The organism is Nitratireductor sp. J20-h4 (assembly GCF_056780505.1).
In genome coordinates this window covers 221,197-236,751 of the sequence record NZ_CM165557.1, presented here as the reverse complement: position 1 = coordinate 236,751, position 15,555 = coordinate 221,197, and the positions used below count along the sequence as shown (strand labels likewise).

The following is a 15,555-nucleotide window of genomic DNA, read 5'->3' as shown; positions in this document are numbered from 1 at the left end:
CGCTGCCGGCCTCGAGCCGTTCTGGATTTCACGGAACCGCAGACCGGCTCTCACGTCCTGTCGTGCCGCGCTTCCAGGCGAACCGGCGTCCGTTTCGCCCGGCAAGGCTCAAAACGGGCTTGCGCCCTCTCCCGGGCGGTTTCGAGGGGCACGCCCGACACAACCGGGCCTGGCCGTCAAAACCCGCGCCCGATCGTCGATCGCGCCGCGGACGGCTGGTTGCCGGCGCGACCGGTCCGGCCTTTCAGACCGAACCCGTCAAACGATCCACCGCTTGAAGGCGCGCCCGTCCGGGCGGAACCGGCGTGCTCAGGCCGGGCGGCGGATGGTCTGGCGCGCCTCGTCGAGGCGGACCGGCTGGTCGGGAATCGTGATCAAGAAGCGGGTGCGCCCGCCGACGCTTTCCACCAGCTCGATCGTGCCGCCATGGGCGCGCACCAGCTCATGGGCGATCGCCAGTCCGAGCCCGGTGCCGCCGGAGCGCGCCGCGCCGCGGAAGGCGGCGAACAGATTGTCGCGCGCCTTGGCCGGCAGGCCGGGACCGGTGTCTTCCACGTAGATGCGGCTGACGCTGCCCTCGCGCTCGGCCGACACGGTCAGCCGGCGCACAAGCGAGCCCTCCCGGTCGGCCGCCATCGCCTGGACGGCGTTGCGGCACAGATTGTTGAGGACGCGGAACAGCTGCTCGGCATCGGCGTCGACCTCGAAATCGGGCGCGACGGTGTTGACGAACTCGATGTCGGCGCGCGGATCGAGGCCGACCAGCCCCTCGACCTCGGCGACAAGGGTCTGCAGCCGCAGGATGCGGCGCGTCGGCGGCGCCTCGTGGGCGCGGCCATAGGCCAGAACGCGCTCGGTGTAACCGACGGCGCGGTCGATGGCGCGCACCAGCTTGGGCGCGAACATCTGCACGGACGGATCCTTGACCGCGCGCAACCGGTCCGAGATCAGCTGCGCGGAGGCGAGGATGTTGCGCATGTCGTGATTGATCTTGGATACCGCCAGGCCGAGATCGGCGAGGTGCTTCTGCTCGCCCAGCGTGTGGTGGAGCTGGTTCTGCATCACCGACAATTCGCGCTCGGCAATGCCGATCTCGTCACGCCGGCCCGAGGGGCGGATGATGCGGCCGGGATCGTCGGGCGCCTCGGCGAAGGCGGACATGGCCCGGCGCATGCCGTGGATCGGCCTGATCATCAGTGCGTGGATGGCGAAGAACACCAGGCCGGCGGTGATCAGCGAAATCAGCAGCGACAACAGCGCGACATTGCGCGCATAGACGAACATGGCCGCGCGCAGCTTGGCGTCGGGCAGGATCAGCTCGAAATCCATCGGGCTGTCGCCGACACGCCCGTAGACGCGCAGCATGCGATCGCCGCCATCCAGCATGGTGTCGAGCGCGCCGGCGATCGCAGCCAGCGGCCCGACCTCGGACGGGGTGACGTGCTCGTCGACATCGGGCGGCATGTCGGCGCTCACCAGAAGCCGGGACACGCCCTCGTCGCGCACGGCGATCGCCTTGGCGCCGAGCGCCATCAGGACGTCGTCGCGCAATTGCGGCGGCAGCTCGATCCCGCCGCTTTCGATCAGCGGCACACTGGCGGCGGCCGCCGTCGACAGGCGCTCCTCGAGCCAGCGCAGCCGGAAATTGGCGACGGAGGGAATGAAGATCAGCACCTCGGCGATCAGCACCGAGACGATGGTCAAGAGCAGAAGCTTGGTCGACAGGCGATAGGGCCAGGCGACCGGACCGGCCGAACCGTCCGGACCCGTGTCGTGACCGTGCTGGGCTTTGTCGTACCGCGTCATCGCGCCTTTCTCGCCCGCGCCGGCCGGCCGGTCAGCCGAACAATCGCAAAAACGCGATCAGCCGCCTGACCATCGGCTTGCGGGCTGCACCCGAAAAATAGGTGATCGCGGCGCGTTTGCCAATTTCGCTCATCGTCGGATAGGCCGGCACATAGGCGGCGACATCGCGCAGACGCAGCTTTTTCGACAGGACGAGCGCCCACAGATTGATCATCTCGCCGGCATTGGCGCCGACGATCGTGACGCCGAGCAGCCGGCCGCGCCGGTCCGCCATCAGCTTGATGAAACCGGCCGTCTGGCGCTCGGCCAGGGCGCGGTCGTTCTCGGCATAGGGCCAGCGCAGAATGCGCACCCGGCCACCGGCCTCGATGGCCTCGGCCTCGGTCATGCCGATCTGGGCGAGTTCGGGATCGGTGTAGGTGACCCGCGGCAGGATGGCGCGGTTCTCGCGCGCCGGCAGGCGAAACAGCAGCGCGCGGATCACCAGCCCGGCATGATAGCCGGCGACATGGGTGAACTGCAGCCCGCCGGCGACGTCGCCGATGGCGTAGACGCGCCGGTTGGTAGTGCGCAGTTTCGCGTCGACCTTCACGCCCTTTTTGTCGTAGGCGATGCCGGCCTCGTCGAGGCCGAGCCCGTCGACATTGGCGGCCCGGCCGGTGGCGACCAGCAGATGGCTGCCGTCGATGGGCTCGAGGCCGTCCTGCGTCTCGACAAACACCCGCACCCCGGTCTTGCCGCGGCGTTCGGCCCGCGCGACGGCGGTGTTTTCGCGAATGACGACGCCTTCGCCGCGCAACCGCTCCAGGACCGGCGCAACCGCCTCGGGATCGTCCTTGCCGAGCGCGGACAACGCCTCGACCACCGTCACCTCCGAACCCAGACGGCGATGGGCCTGGGCGAGCTCGATGCCGATCGGCCCGCCGCCGATGACGATCAGCCGCGACGGCCGGCGGGTGAGATCGAAAATCGTCTCGTTGGTGAGGAAATCGACATCGTCGAGCCCAGGGATCGGCGGCACCATCGGCGAGGAGCCGGTGGCGACGACGAAGCGGCGGGCGCGAATCTCGGTGTCACCGGCAACGACCGTGCGCGGGCCGGTGAAACGCGCCTGCGCGCGGATGACATGAACGCCGAGCGCGGTGAAGCGTTCGACCGAATCGTTCGGCGCGATCGCCGCGATCACGTCCTGGACATGGCGGTTCACCGCCCTGAAATCCACCTTGGGCTCGACATCGGCGATGCCGAAGGCCGAGGCGCCGCGCATCGCGGCGGCCCGCTTGCCGGCCGCGATCAGCGCCTTGGAGGGAACGCATCCATAGTTGAGGCAATCGCCGCCCATCCTGCCCTTTTCAACGAGCACGACGGATACGCCGAACGCCGCGGCGGCAGCCGCAACCGACAGGCCGCCGGAGCCGGCGCCGATGACGCAAATATCCGGTTTCAATATCGTATCGGTCATAAGATCCCTTCGCATGGCCCCGAGCCACCGGCCTTCGCGGCGGCGCGGCGACGCCGCGCCTCAGGCGCGCCGGCCCCTGACCTTCCTTACGATGGTGGGGATCGCCGCAACAAGGGCGAGCGCGACGAAGGCGAGCGTGATTTCGGGAGTGACAAGATCGCGTAGCGATATGTCCTGCCCGGATTGCCCGGCCGCGACCAGGACGCTGTCGAGCCCCTCGCCGAGCCAGGCATAGGCGAGCGTGCCGGGCAGGATACCGATGAAGGTGGCGGCGACATAGGTGCGCAGCCTCACCGCGAAAAAGGCCGGCGCGATGTTGACGATCCAGAACGGGAAAATCGGCGCCAGCCTGAGCACGAGCAGATAGCCGAACGCGTCGCGCTCGAAACCGTCGGCCAGACGCGCCACGCGCGCGCCGAGCCTGCGATGCAGCACATCACCGAACGCGGTGCGCGCGGCCAGAAAGAGGAGTGTCGCGCCGAGTGTCGCGGCGAAAACGACCAGCGCCGCGCCGACCAGCCAGCCGAACAGGAAGCCGGCGAGGATGGTCAGTACCGAGGCCGCCGGAAAGGAAAACGCCACGGCCAGCACATAGGCGACGAAAAACAGCACGAGCGAGCGGACATGATGCGCCGCGACGAAGGCGGCCAGCGTCTCGCGGCTTTCCGAAAGATAGGCGAGCGACAGGACCCTGTGCCAGCCCATCGCATAGCCGAAACCCAGGCCGGCGACGACGATGGCGATCGGCGCGTAGCGCCACAGGGTTCGGGCGCCGCCGGTCGGCGTCTTGCCGGCATCGCCTGACATGGTCGTCTCCTCAGACATCGTTGAGCGCCCAGTCATAAACGAACCCGCCGAGCCGCGCTGCCTCGATCGCGCTTTTGAGGGGCGGTTTGGCGAACCCGCTCCAGTGCTTCTTCAGCCGCCCCCTGCCCCCGAAATCCGACGCATACCAGGCATAGAGCTTGGAGGCGGTAAGAGCGCCGCCGGCAACCATGACGCCGCGCTCGTGATTGACATAGGCGGCCGCGTTGCCGGCCATCAGGCGGTCCAGATTGGCGCCGGTGAAAGCGCGGGTGGCCAGGTTCGGGCAGGAATAGGAGGCGCAGTTGAGCGCGTAGTGGCTCATCGGATCGGCAAAGAGCGGCCGCACGATGCGGTGCTCGACATCGTCGAGCGACAGGTCGCGCGCCTCGACGCGGATCAACGTCTTCGACCAGGGGCCGCGGCCGAACAGTCCGCCGCCGCCGAGATTGATGGTCTTGATCGAACGCACCGGATAATTGTCGAGCACCACGTCCAAGGTCTTGGCGTTATAGAGATTGATCCAGTAGGCATGGGCCTCGGCGCGCGCGAAGGTCGACGGACGGGCCTGTTCCAGGAGGTCGAGATAGGACTTCAAGACCGTGTGGCCGGACGCGGCAAAACCGCGATAGTCGACACGGTTGTAGCCGTTTTTGTCCGGCTTGACATGGGTTTGCAAGAGGCGGTCAAAAGCGGTGTGGTCGACCCCGCCCGCGCCGCGCGGCCGGAATGCGTCGATCGGCGCCGCCAAGGCCGGCACGCCCGCCATTGCCAGAAGCGCGGCCGCGCCGCCGCCGGCCAGCACGTGGCGCCGTGTCGCGCGCAGGGTCGGTTCATGGGTGGCGGCATCGGGCATGGCATAATCCTGTGGCGTTGGGCGCGGCAAAGACACACCCACCCGAATTGGCCCAGCAACCGGATGGGTACAACCCGTCAGGGCGCGATCTCACCGTCTATTGACCGTGCTCGGAAACGGCCTCACCCTTTCGTGAGCCGTCTTGCCATGGCAATTCTGTCGCCAGCGCGCAGCGCGCCGGCTTTTCATTGACTTCCGGCAGTCATCTTTCTATAAGCCGCCGCACGTTCGGGTCCGTGGCCCGGCGCCATCTATGTGCGCCCACGGCAAGATCCGAAAGCTCCTGCTTTGAAGAGATAGATCCAAGAAGGGCCGCACGCCGCGGTATTAAATAAATGAAACGTACCTATCAGCCGTCCAAGCTCGTGCGCAAACGCCGTCATGGTTTCCGCGCCCGCATGGCGACCAAGGGTGGTCGTCGCGTCATCGCGGCGCGGCGCAACCGCGGCCGCAGCCGGCTTTCGGCCTAATCGGGCCGGCCGGGCATTGACCGGCGACCGGCGCAGCGCAAACCTGCCGGAACGAATGCGCAAACGCGCCGATTTTCTGGCAGCGCGACGCGGCGAAAAACGCCGCGGGCGTCTGTTTTTGCTCGAGGTTTTCGACCGAGGCGACAACGACGCGCCGCGCCTTGGGCTGACGGTCACAAAAAAGGCCGGCAACGCCGTCATACGTAACCTTATCCGACGACGCCTCAAGGAAGCCGTGCGGACACACGCGGCGGATGACATGGCGCGCGGCAAGGACTATGTGATCGTCGGGCGCCGCGAGATCGCGGCGATCCCCTTCGACCAGCTGAAAAGCGAACTCTCCCGACGAATGCGCGGAACCGCTCCTGATGGAAAACAACCGTAATTTCTTCATCACGATCGCGCTGTCGATCCTGATCCTGACGGTGTGGCAGGTCTTCTACGTCAATCCGAAGATCGAGACCCAACGCGAACAGGCCCGCATCGAGACCGAGCAGGCCGAGGTCGACATTGCCGAAAAGGCGTCGGGCGCGCCCGACGCCCCGGCGGCCGTGAACCCCGACATCCCCGGCACGGCGCCGGCCGGCGTGTCGGAGGGGACCAACGGACAGGCGGGACGCGACGGCGCGCTTGCCGGTGGCGGACGCGTGGTCATCGACACGCCGCGCCTGGCGGGCTCGATCAACCTGACGGGCGGGCGCATCGACGACCTTTTGCTGAAAGACTACCGCGTGACGGTGGAAAAGGACTCGCCCAATATCGAGCTCCTCAACCCGTCGGCGGTTCCCAACGCCTATTATGTCGAAATCGGCTATGTCGGCAGCGAGGCGTCGGGCCAGGTGCCGAGCTACGATACGGTGTGGACGGTCAGCGGCAATACGAAGCTGACGCCGCAGACGCCGGTCGTGCTGACCTTCACCAACGAGAAGGGCCTGACCTTCAAGCGCACGATCGCGGTCGATGCGGACTATATGTTCACACTGTCCGACACGATCGAAAACGCATCCGGCAACGCCGTCTCGATCAGCAATTACGGTCGGGTGACCCGTTTCGAAAAGCCGCAGACGACCGGCATCTACGTGCTGCACGAGGGCCTGATCGGCGTCACCGGCGAGGAAGGCCTGCAGGAAATCGACTATTCCGACGTCGAGGAGGACGGCAAGGTGCTGCCGTCGAAGTCGAGTGACGGCTGGCTCGGCATGACCGACAAATACTGGGCCGTGGCGATCGTGCCGTCGGGCAAGCAGCCCTTCCAGCCGCGCTTCGTCTATCTCGACGACAAGCGGTCGCGCTATCAGGCCGATTTCCTGTCCGATCCGATGGTGGTCGACGCCGGCGGCTCGGCGACCGTGGAGACGATGGTCTTCGCCGGCGCCAAGGAGGTGTCGAAGGTCGACGCCTATGAGGAAGACCGGCAGATCCGCCAGTTCGACCTGCTGATCGACTGGGGCTGGTTCTACTTCATCACCAAGCCGATGTTTTACCTGATCGACTGGCTCTACAAGCAGCTCGGCAATTTCGGCCTGGCGATCCTGGCCACCACCGTCGTCGTCAAGCTGATCTTCTTCCCGCTCGCCAACAAGTCGTACAAGTCGATGGCGAACATGAAGAAGGTTCAGCCGAAAATGCTGGAAATCCGCGAAAAATACGCGGACGACAAAATGAAGCAGCAGCAGGCGATGATGGAGCTGTACAAGACGGAGAAGATCAATCCGCTGGCCGGGTGCTGGCCGGTGCTGATCCAGATCCCCGTCTTCTTCGCGCTCTACAAGGTGCTTTACGTCACCATCGAGATGCGGCACGCGCCGTTCTTCGGCTGGATCCAGGATCTGGCGGCACCCGATCCGACGTCGCTGTTCAACCTGTTCGGCCTTTTGCCTTACGACGTGCCGGCCTTCCTGATGATCGGGGTGTGGCCGCTGATCATGGGCGTCACCATGTTCCTGCAGATGCGCATGAACCCGACGCCGCCCGACCCGACCCAGGCGATGATCTTCACCTGGATGCCGGTGGTGTTCACCTTCATGCTGGCGACGTTCCCGGCCGGCCTCGTCATCTACTGGGCCTGGAACAATTTCCTGTCGATCCTGCAGCAGGGCGTGATCATGAAGCGCCAGGGCGCCAAGATCGAGCTGTGGGACAATCTTGCCGGGCTGTTCAAGAAAAAGCCGAAACAGCCGGCGGAATAGCCGGACCGGATCGACGCAAATCAAAAAAAAGCCCGCCGCGCGCGGGCTTTTTCGTGTCCGGTGCGGCGCAAAGACCTTCCGGTCGCACGGCGAAGCGGCGGTTTGCCGGCGGCGCGCGGCACCCCATTCGATCGACGCCGCCGTGGCCGCGACGACGCCTCATTGCAAATGCGGCGCGGCGCGCTAGGTTGAAGCGGCATGACGCCGCATGACATCACAAAACTGATCGTCCGTACCTCGATGAAGGATCGCGGGGCGTTCGATTTGCTTTACCGGCAAACCAGCGCGAAACTCTTCGGCGTGTGCCTGCGTGTCTTGAGGGACAGAGCGGAGGCCGAGGAAGCGTTGCAGGACGTCTATGTCAAGATATGGACCAAGGCCGACCGCTTCGCCGTCTCGGATCTAAGTCCGATCTCGTGGCTGGTGGCGGTGGCGCGCAACCATGCGATCGACAAGCTGCGGTCGCGGCGTGCGAGCGGGGCGCCGATCGACCAGGCCGTCGAGGTCGCCGACCCGAAACCGGGACCGGAGACCGTCGCGGTGATGACCAGCGAGCGGCGGCGTATCGACGACTGCCTTGGCGAACTCGACGGCGAGCGGGCGGCGGCGGTGCGCGGCGCCTATCTGAGCGGCGACAGCTATGCCGAGCTTGCCACGCGGCACGGCGTGCCGCTGAACACGATGCGGACATGGCTGCGACGCAGCCTGTTGAAACTCAGGGATTGTCTGGAGCGATGAGCGCTGCCGACGACAACGGACGCGAACTGACCGGCGACGACGCGCTGGCGGCCGACTATGTGCTCGGCGCGCTGGACGGCGACGACCGCCGCGCGGCCGCCCGCCGGATCGAGACCGAGCCCGGCTTCGCCCGGCTGGTCGAGCGCTGGGAAGAGCATATGGCGCCGCTGGCGGCCGGCTACGAACCGGTCGAGCCGCCGGCCGCGGTCAAGTCAGCGCTCGACCGGCGGCTGTTTGCCGCCAGCGGCGGCGCGACAACGCCCAGGAAGGCCGCGGCCCCCGCCGGCGGCCTGTGGCAAAGCCTTGCGGTGTGGCGCGGCATAGCGGCGGCGGCGATCGCAGGGCTGGTTCTCGCCCTGGCCGTGCCGCTGCTTGCGCCGCCGCCGGCCGGCGAACCGGCCGGGCGCCTGGTGGCCTCGCTGGCGCCGCAGGAAAGCAATGTTCATTATTTCGTCGTCTACGACGCCAGCACCCGCGATATCGGGCTGTCGCATGTCACCGGCGAGCGCGACAGCGGCCGCGACTTCGAATTGTGGGTGATCGAGGGCGACACGCCGCCGGCCTCGCTCGGCGTGATTCCCGCCGGCTCCACCGTCCATCTCGCCGTCGGCGAGGCGTTGCGCCGCAAGATCGAGGCCGGCGCGGTGTTTGCGATCAGCCTGGAACCAGCCGGCGGCTCGCCCTCCGGCCGGCCGACCGGACCGGTCGTGGCGGCCGGCGATCTGCGCGCGATCTGACCGCGACGGCGCCAGGCCGCGCTGCCAGAGCGACCCGCACCGGCCGGCAGCAAGGCAATATCCGCTCAGGCCGGGCCCACAATCAGACCAACCCCAGAGTGGCGTCGTCGGCCGGCGTCGCGTATTTGGCCCGTGGCGGCCAGGGCCGCGCGCGCCAATCCGGTTCGAACACGAAGCTCGACTTCGTGCGCCCCGGCAAAAGCGCGCCGTTGCCGGCGCCTTGCGCGTAGTCGTAGTAGAGCTTGACGATCTCCTCGCGGCTCACCTGGCCCGCGGCCGGATGCGCCAGGCACGCCTCGCGCCAGGCGGCGACGCGCTCGAACCCTTCCACCGGCAGGTCGAAATCCTCGTAATAGTCGAGGAACCAGAAGCGCATGAACATCGGCGTGAACACGGTTTCGGCGAGACCGAAGCGGTCGAACAGGAACGGTCCATCGGGGTTGTGCTTGCGCAGGAAGCGGTCGAAATCGCGGTAATGGCCGAGCATCTTGTCGCGGAAACCGGCGCGGGCAGCCGGATCCTGGTTCATGACGAACATATAGCCGGTGGCGGTGAAGGCGCCCTCGCGGGCAATCAGCATGTTTTCGACCGCGCGCTCGTAGGCGTCGGCGCGCGCCACCGGCCGCTCCGCGAAACGGTGCTCCAGATAGGCCATGATGACCAGGCTTTCCTTGACGACCCCGCCGCTTTCGGTCGCAAGCACCGGCAGCGCGGTCGTCCCGTCGGTCAGTTCGAGCAGCCAGTCCGGGCGCGGTTTTGTGATGTCGATGACATGAAACTCGACCCGATCGCGCAGTCCCTTCAATTCGAGCAGGATCTCGAGGCGCTGCGAAAACGGGCAGACGGGGATGTGGTAGACGACCGGCTTCGGCCCTTGGGACATGATGCAGCACCTGTTTTGTTTTCAAACGACGGCCCGACCCGCAGCGGTCGCGACCATGCCGCCGTGCCGCAAACGGGCGCCGACTCGGCGGCGGGGACGTTAAAGCACGGCGAGCGGCGGACCAACGAATTCCAGACCGTAGCGCCCCGCGATCTCGCCGATACGCGGCATGTCGTCGGGAATGGTCAAGCCATCGGCGGCGACGTCGCGGAAAAACCCCTCGAACCCGCCGGGCGTGACCACGGCCAGATTGCGCCCCCTGCCCGGGCCCGTCACCTGGAAACTGTGCGGCACGCCGCGCGGCAGAAAGACCGAGCCGCCGACGCCAAGCGTCGTGGTGACCCCGTCGAGCCAGAACATATAGCGGCCTTCCAGCACGTGGATGATCTCGTCCTCGTTGTGATGAATGTGTATCGGCGGACCGCTGCCGGCCGGCACGATGCCCTCGAACATGCCCGCGGCGCCCGACGTGTCGGATTTGGCGAGCTGGATCAGATAGTCCGTTCCCGCCCATGAGAACCATTCGTTGCCATCGATGGCTGTTTGTGTCGTCATGACCATGCCGGCCCTCCCGTGCCGCGTTGCTGCGTCAATCCGTGTGCAAACGGTAGGGCGTGCGGTCCGGCGGTGGAAATCGAATGTCGAAATAGCGTCGATCAGGACGATGAATTTTTCAGGAATCGATCTCAATCTGCTGCGGATCTTCGACGCGATGATGCAGGAGCGATCGACCACGCGCGTCGCCGAGCGGGTGGGCCTGAGCCAGCCCGCGGTGAGCGCAGCGCTCGGGCGGCTGCGTCACCTGACGGACGACGCGCTTTTCATTCGCGAGGGGGGACGCATGGTGCCGACGGCGAAGGCCGAGGCGATGCTCGCCCCTGTGCGGGCAGCCATGGCCGGCATCGAGGGCGCCTTCGACGTGGCGATGCCGTTCGACCCCGCCACCGCCGAACGCAGCTTCCGCCTGCTCGGCTCCGACTATTTTTCCACGCTGCTGATGCCCCCGCTCGCGGCCGCCGTGCAGGAGGTCGCCCCGCGCGTGGTGCTGCAGATGCTGGATATGGCCTCCTCGCAGGTCGTGACCGCGCTGCGCGAGGGACGGGTCGACCTCGCCGTCAGCCCGTCGACCCTGGAACCGCCGGACTATGTGTGCAAACAGACCCTGTTCCACTCCTATATCGTCTCGGTGATGGCAAAGAAGAACGGGCGCCTGCGCGCGGCCGGCATCGATCCCGGCGGGCGCATTCCGCCCGAGATCTACTGCGCGATCCCGCAAGTGGTGATGTCGATGGACGGCGCGATGCGGGGTACGGTCGACGCGCCGCTCGAGGGCCAGGGGCTGACGCGCACCATCTGCCTGACCCTGCCGCATTTTCACGCCGTCGCCTGCGCGGTCGCAGCCGGCTCGATGCTGGGCAACCTGCCGGTGCACTACGCCCGGTTCGTTGCGTCCCAGCTCGATCTCGAACTCTATCTTCCACCCTACGACCCGCCGATCATCGACGTGAATCTCTACTGGCACCGCAGGCACGACAACGACAGCGCCAATTCCTGGCTGCGCGCCCAGATCTCGAACGTGTTTTCGCGCGCCAACCAATCCGCGCCGCGCGATCCCGCGCTGCGGGCGGCGCTGGCCGCCAGGAGGCAGGGCGGGAACGGGCCGCCGGCTGAAATCACCAGCACGTAGACCAGCAGCTCCAATCCGCGGCACGCCTCGCGACGGAACAAATCGGCCGCCGCCTTCAACGGTGATCGACTGAAACTGTCGCCCCGCCGATTCCGTGTCTTCGTCTGCCCACACGCTGGGACACACCAACAGGGAGTTTCGACACGATGAACAATACCAAGCTTTTCGCACTCGCCGGCGCCTTCGCCGTCTCCACCCTTGCCGGCATCGCGCATGCCGACAATCCGATGGTCGGCGGGGCGGCGATGTATGCCGACAAGAACATTGTCGAAAACGCCGTCAACTCGAACGACCACACCACGCTGGTGGCGGCCGTCAAGGCGGCCGGCCTGGTCGAGACGCTGCAGGGCGAAGGCCCGTTCACGGTGTTCGCGCCGGTCAACGCCGCCTTCGAGAAACTGCCCGACGGCACGGTCGACACGCTGCTGAAGCCGGAGAACAAGGACACGCTGACCAAGGTTCTGACCTGCCACGTTGTGGCGGCCGAGGCGATGTCGGACGCGATCGGCAAGATGATCAAGGATGACGGCGGCAACCATCCGGTCGAGACCGTCGGCGGCTGCATGCTGCAGGCCAAGATGGACGGCGACAACATCACCCTGACCGACGAGAACGGCAACGTCGCCACCGTGACGATCGCCGATGTCGATCAGTCGAACGGCGTCATCCACGTCATCGACACGGTGCTGCTGCCGAAGGCCTGACACGCGGCGCCGACCGGCCGCGCGGCGTCCCCGCGGACGTTCGAACACCCTCACGGCGGAGGGCACGCTCCGCGTCACGGCACGGCCGTGGCGCGGAGCGATCACGACAGCGAGCCGTTTTCGTCAAGGCGAGTTGATTTCCCCGTGACCGCGCAAACCCGATAGGCTAGCTGCAAAGGAGACCGCCATGAACCGAAGATTTTTTCTCTACGGCTCGACCGGCGCGGCCATCGTGGCCGGACTGCCGCTCCTGGCGCGTCAGGACATAGCGAGCCCGGCAATGGCCAAGGACAACGAACAGTTCGAGATCGAAAAAACGGAGGCCGAGTGGCGGGAAATCCTGACGCCCGAGCGCTACAAGGTGCTGCGCGAGGAGGCGACCGAACGCGCCTTCACCAGTCCGCTCAACGATGAAAAACGCGCCGGCACGTTCCATTGCGCGGGCTGCGATCTGCCGCTTTATTCATCCCAGACCAAGTTCGAGTCCGGCACCGGTTGGCCGAGCTTCTGGGAGGCGCTGCCCGACGCGGTCGGCGCGCGGAAGGACCGGTCGTTCTTCATGGTGCGCACGGAGTGCCATTGCCGCCGCTGCGGCGGTCACCTCGGCCACATTTTCGACGACGGCCCGCCGCCGACCGGCAAACGCCACTGCATCAACGGGCTGGCGCTGACCTTCAAGCCGTCCGGCGCGGCCTGAAACCGCACGCCGCCGACCGGGCAGGCCGACCGCGCCGGCGCTTCGACGCAAATGCCCGGCACGATCTACGAGGCGATTGCCGTCATGATCGCGGCGCGCAGGCCATCGATGCCGGCGCCCTTCTCCGACGAGGTGGCCAGCACCTCAGGATAGGCCGCGGGCCGTTTTTTGACCGTTGCCAAAGTCTGCGCGAGCAGGGCCTCAACCGCCGGCGGCTTGATCTTGTCGGCCTTGGTCAGGACGATCTGGTAGGAGACGGCGGCCCGGTCGAGCAGGTCCATCACCTCGCCGTCGATCGCCTTGACGCCGTGGCGGGCGTCGATCAGCACGTAGACGCGCTTCAGGGTGACGCGGCCGCGCAGATAGTCGAACACCAGCCTGGTCCAATTCTCCACCACCGCCTTGGGCGCCTTGGCAAAGCCGTAACCCGGCATGTCGACCAAAGCGAGCGGCGGCAGGTCGTCGGCCGTACCGGTGTGGCCGTCGGGCACGAAATAGTTCAGCTCCTGGGTGCGGCCCGGCGTGTTGGAGGTGCGCGCCAGCGCCTTCTGGCCGACCAGCGCATTGATCAGCGACGACTTGCCGACATTCGACCGGCCGGCGAAGGCGATCTCGGGCGGGCCTTCCGGCGGCAGGAATTTCATCGCCGGCACACCGCGAATGAAGACCCATGTGCGGGGAAAGTCCCGCCCGGTGCCGCTGTCGGTTTTCGTCTCGCTCACGTCGCTGATTCCAACCGTTCCAGATCGTTTCCGCCGATGGCATCGATGTTGCGCGTCACCTTGTCAACAGGCCAGTTCCACCAGGCAACCGCAAGCAGGCGCTCGACGGTCGCAGCATCGAAGCGCATGCGCACGATACGGGCCGGATTGCCGGCGACCACCGCATAGGGCGGCACATCGGCCGACACCATGGCGCCGGCCGCCACGATCGCGCCATCGCCGATCCTCACGCCGGGCATGACCGTGGCGTCGATGCCGAACCAGACGTCGTTGCCCACGACCGTGTCGCCGCGAAACCCGGCAGCCAGCGATTGCGGATCGAAACTGTCGCGCCAGGCGCCGCCGAAAACGGCGAACGGAAAGGTGGAAAAGCCGCGCAGATCGTGGTTGGCACCGTTCATGACGAAACGGGTATTGGCGGCGATCGCACAATAGCGGCCGATGACCAGTCGGTCGCCGACGAAGTCGAAATGATAGAGCACGTTGTGCTCCTCGAAACGCTCGGGGCCAAGCGGGTCGTCGTAATAGGTGTAGTCACCGACCTCGATGGTCGGGCGGGTGATCAACGGTTTCAGGAACGCGGTGCGCGGGTGGAACGGCAGCGGGTGGGTGTCGTGCGGATCAGGCGCGTGCATGGGGCGTCTTTCTCGGTGAGCATGATGAACAGGGTGCGGGACAAACGATCCGGCCCGGCGCGACGACGCCGTTTCGTGCGGATCAGGCAACCTTGTTCATCGACCCCGTACTCCCCGAAAGAGGCCGCGCTTATAACGCGGCAAGCGTCATGCGTCCACGAAAAACCGCGCGCGACAGGGCGTCGGCGCGCGCAGCAATTGCCCGCTCCCCGGTTTCCCGCTATGACCCGCCGGACATTTTTCAACGGCCGCAACAGGAAACCGATGACGAGCGACATCGCCGCCACAGCCCGGGAACAAGCGCGTCTGCTTTCGGCGGCGCTGCCTTATATGCAGCGCTACGAGAACAAGACCGTGGTGGTCAAATATGGCGGTCATGCCATGGGCGACACCGAGCTCGGCCGGGCATTCGCGCGCGACATCGCGTTGTTGAAACAGTCCGGCGTTAACCCGATCGTGGTGCATGGCGGCGGACCGCAGATCGCGGCGATGCTGGCCAAGATGGGCATCGAATCGAAATTCGAGGGCGGCCTGCGCGTCACCGACGCCAAGACCGTCGAGATCGTCGAGATGGTGCTGGCGGGCTCGATCAACAAGGAGATCGTGGCGCTGATCAACGCCGAGGGCGAATGGGCGATCGGCCTGTGCGGCAAGGACGGCAACATGGTGTTCGCCGAAAAGGCGCATAAGACCGCGCTCGATCCCGATTCCAATATCGAGCGCGTGCTCGATCTCGGCTTCGTCGGCGAACCGGTCGAGGTCGACCGCACGCTGCTCGACCTTCTGGCCCGTTCGGAAATGATCCCCGTCATCGCCCCCGTGGCGCCGGGCCGCGACGGCCACACCTACAACATCAACGCCGATATTTTCGCCGGGGCGATCGCCGGGGCCGTCAAGGCCACGCGGCTATTGTTTCTGACCGACGTGCCGGGCGTGCTCGACCGCGACAAGACGCTGATCGACGAGCTGACGGTGGCCGAAGCCAGGTCGCTGATCGCCGATGGCACCATATCGGGCGGCATGATCCCGAAAGTGGAGACCTGCATCGAGGCGATCGAGCGCGGCGTGGAAGGGGTGGTCATCCTCAACGGCAAGACGCCGCATGCCGTGCTTCTGGAGCTTTTCACCGAGCACGGCGCCGGCACGTTGATCGTGCCGTAACGCA

General features: G+C 66.4%; 17 protein-coding genes. 9 read left to right on the top strand and 8 right to left on the bottom strand.

Annotated elements, in window-relative coordinates; all coding sequences use genetic code 11:
* Nucleotides 1-309: 309 nt before the first annotated feature.
* From ACT2B0_RS01230 to ACT2B0_RS01215, 4 genes are read right to left on the bottom strand one after another with little or no spacing between them, the layout of a single operon-like run.
* Nucleotides 310-1,806: a sensor histidine kinase gene (locus ACT2B0_RS01230; RefSeq protein ID WP_473460670.1), complete on the bottom strand. Its 1,497-nt coding sequence runs from the start codon at nucleotides 1,804-1,806 to the stop codon at nucleotides 310-312.
* A gap of 31 nt (nucleotides 1,807-1,837) precedes the next feature.
* Nucleotides 1,838-3,268 carry a dihydrolipoyl dehydrogenase family protein gene (locus ACT2B0_RS01225; protein ID WP_473460669.1) on the bottom strand — a complete coding sequence of 477 codons (1,431 nt, stop codon included), beginning with the start codon at nucleotides 3,266-3,268 and terminating at the stop codon, nucleotides 1,838-1,840.
* A 60-nt stretch (nucleotides 3,269-3,328) separates the two neighbouring features.
* Complete coding sequence (locus ACT2B0_RS01220; protein ID WP_473460667.1) at nucleotides 3,329-4,075, bottom strand: TVP38/TMEM64 family protein; 747 nt, start codon at nucleotides 4,073-4,075, stop codon at nucleotides 3,329-3,331.
* A gap of 10 nt (nucleotides 4,076-4,085) precedes the next feature.
* Entirely contained in the window at nucleotides 4,086-4,928 is an 843-nt protein-coding gene (locus tag ACT2B0_RS01215; RefSeq protein ID WP_473460665.1) for a DUF547 domain-containing protein, read from the bottom strand.
* Nucleotides 4,929-5,263: 335 nt separating this feature from the next.
* On the opposite strand from ACT2B0_RS01215, the gene rpmH reads away from it, so the two are divergent.
* The 5 genes from rpmH to ACT2B0_RS01190 all read left to right on the top strand — a co-directional run bounded on the left by rpmH (nucleotide 5,264) and on the right by ACT2B0_RS01190 (nucleotide 9,062).
* Nucleotides 5,264-5,398 (top strand): 50S ribosomal protein L34, encoded by a 135-nt coding sequence (gene rpmH / locus ACT2B0_RS01210; RefSeq protein WP_106572747.1) that lies wholly within the window; start codon nucleotides 5,264-5,266, stop codon nucleotides 5,396-5,398.
* A 55-nt stretch (nucleotides 5,399-5,453) separates the two neighbouring features.
* The gene (gene rnpA, locus ACT2B0_RS01205; protein ID WP_473460663.1) at nucleotides 5,454-5,783 is read left to right on the top strand and encodes a ribonuclease P protein component; all 330 of its coding nucleotides are present in this window, start codon (nucleotides 5,454-5,456) and stop codon (nucleotides 5,781-5,783) included.
* Nucleotides 5,767-7,587: a membrane protein insertase YidC gene (gene yidC, locus ACT2B0_RS01200; RefSeq protein WP_473460662.1), complete on the top strand. Its 1,821-nt coding sequence runs from the start codon at nucleotides 5,767-5,769 to the stop codon at nucleotides 7,585-7,587. The genes rnpA and yidC overlap by 17 nt, the downstream gene beginning before the upstream one ends.
* A gap of 198 nt (nucleotides 7,588-7,785) precedes the next feature.
* Nucleotides 7,786-8,325, top strand: coding sequence for a sigma-70 family RNA polymerase sigma factor (locus ACT2B0_RS01195; protein WP_473460660.1), 540 nt, complete (start codon nucleotides 7,786-7,788; stop codon nucleotides 8,323-8,325).
* Entirely contained in the window at nucleotides 8,322-9,062 is a 741-nt protein-coding gene (locus tag ACT2B0_RS01190) for an anti-sigma factor (protein ID WP_473460658.1), read from the top strand. Before ACT2B0_RS01195 ends, ACT2B0_RS01190 begins: the two co-directional genes overlap by 4 nt.
* A gap of 82 nt (nucleotides 9,063-9,144) precedes the next feature.
* Here the strand turns inward: ACT2B0_RS01190 and ACT2B0_RS01185 are convergent, their stop codons facing one another.
* The gene (locus ACT2B0_RS01185) at nucleotides 9,145-9,945 is read right to left on the bottom strand and encodes a glutathione S-transferase family protein (RefSeq protein ID WP_473460656.1); all 801 of its coding nucleotides are present in this window, start codon (nucleotides 9,943-9,945) and stop codon (nucleotides 9,145-9,147) included.
* A 99-nt stretch (nucleotides 9,946-10,044) separates the two neighbouring features.
* Entirely contained in the window at nucleotides 10,045-10,500 is a 456-nt protein-coding gene (locus ACT2B0_RS01180) for a cupin domain-containing protein (protein ID WP_473460655.1), read from the bottom strand.
* Between the two features lie 109 nt (nucleotides 10,501-10,609).
* Between ACT2B0_RS01180 and ACT2B0_RS01175 the strand changes: the two genes are divergently transcribed.
* The 3 genes from ACT2B0_RS01175 to msrB all read left to right on the top strand — a co-directional run bounded on the left by ACT2B0_RS01175 (nucleotide 10,610) and on the right by msrB (nucleotide 13,033).
* A complete protein-coding gene (locus tag ACT2B0_RS01175; protein WP_473460653.1) occupies nucleotides 10,610-11,632 on the top strand; it encodes a LysR family transcriptional regulator in 1,023 nt (340 codons plus the stop codon).
* 146 nt (nucleotides 11,633-11,778) lie between these two features.
* Complete coding sequence (locus ACT2B0_RS01170) at nucleotides 11,779-12,336, top strand: fasciclin domain-containing protein (protein ID WP_473460652.1); 558 nt, start codon at nucleotides 11,779-11,781, stop codon at nucleotides 12,334-12,336.
* A 187-nt stretch (nucleotides 12,337-12,523) separates the two neighbouring features.
* Nucleotides 12,524-13,033, top strand: coding sequence for a peptide-methionine (R)-S-oxide reductase MsrB (gene msrB / locus ACT2B0_RS01165; protein ID WP_473460650.1), 510 nt, complete (start codon nucleotides 12,524-12,526; stop codon nucleotides 13,031-13,033).
* A 65-nt stretch (nucleotides 13,034-13,098) separates the two neighbouring features.
* Here msrB and yihA read toward each other — a convergent pair whose 3' ends face one another.
* Both yihA and ACT2B0_RS01155 read right to left on the bottom strand, forming a co-directional pair.
* A complete protein-coding gene (gene yihA, locus ACT2B0_RS01160; RefSeq protein ID WP_473460649.1) occupies nucleotides 13,099-13,755 on the bottom strand; it encodes a ribosome biogenesis GTP-binding protein YihA/YsxC in 657 nt (218 codons plus the stop codon).
* Nucleotides 13,752-14,390, bottom strand: coding sequence for a CatB-related O-acetyltransferase (locus tag ACT2B0_RS01155; RefSeq protein WP_473460647.1), 639 nt, complete (start codon nucleotides 14,388-14,390; stop codon nucleotides 13,752-13,754). The genes yihA and ACT2B0_RS01155 overlap by 4 nt, the downstream gene beginning before the upstream one ends.
* 264 nt (nucleotides 14,391-14,654) lie before the next feature.
* On the opposite strand from ACT2B0_RS01155, the gene argB reads away from it, so the two are divergent.
* Nucleotides 14,655-15,551 (top strand): acetylglutamate kinase, encoded by an 897-nt coding sequence (gene argB / locus ACT2B0_RS01150; protein WP_473460645.1) that lies wholly within the window; start codon nucleotides 14,655-14,657, stop codon nucleotides 15,549-15,551.
* The last annotated feature ends 4 nt before the right edge of the window (nucleotides 15,552-15,555 follow it).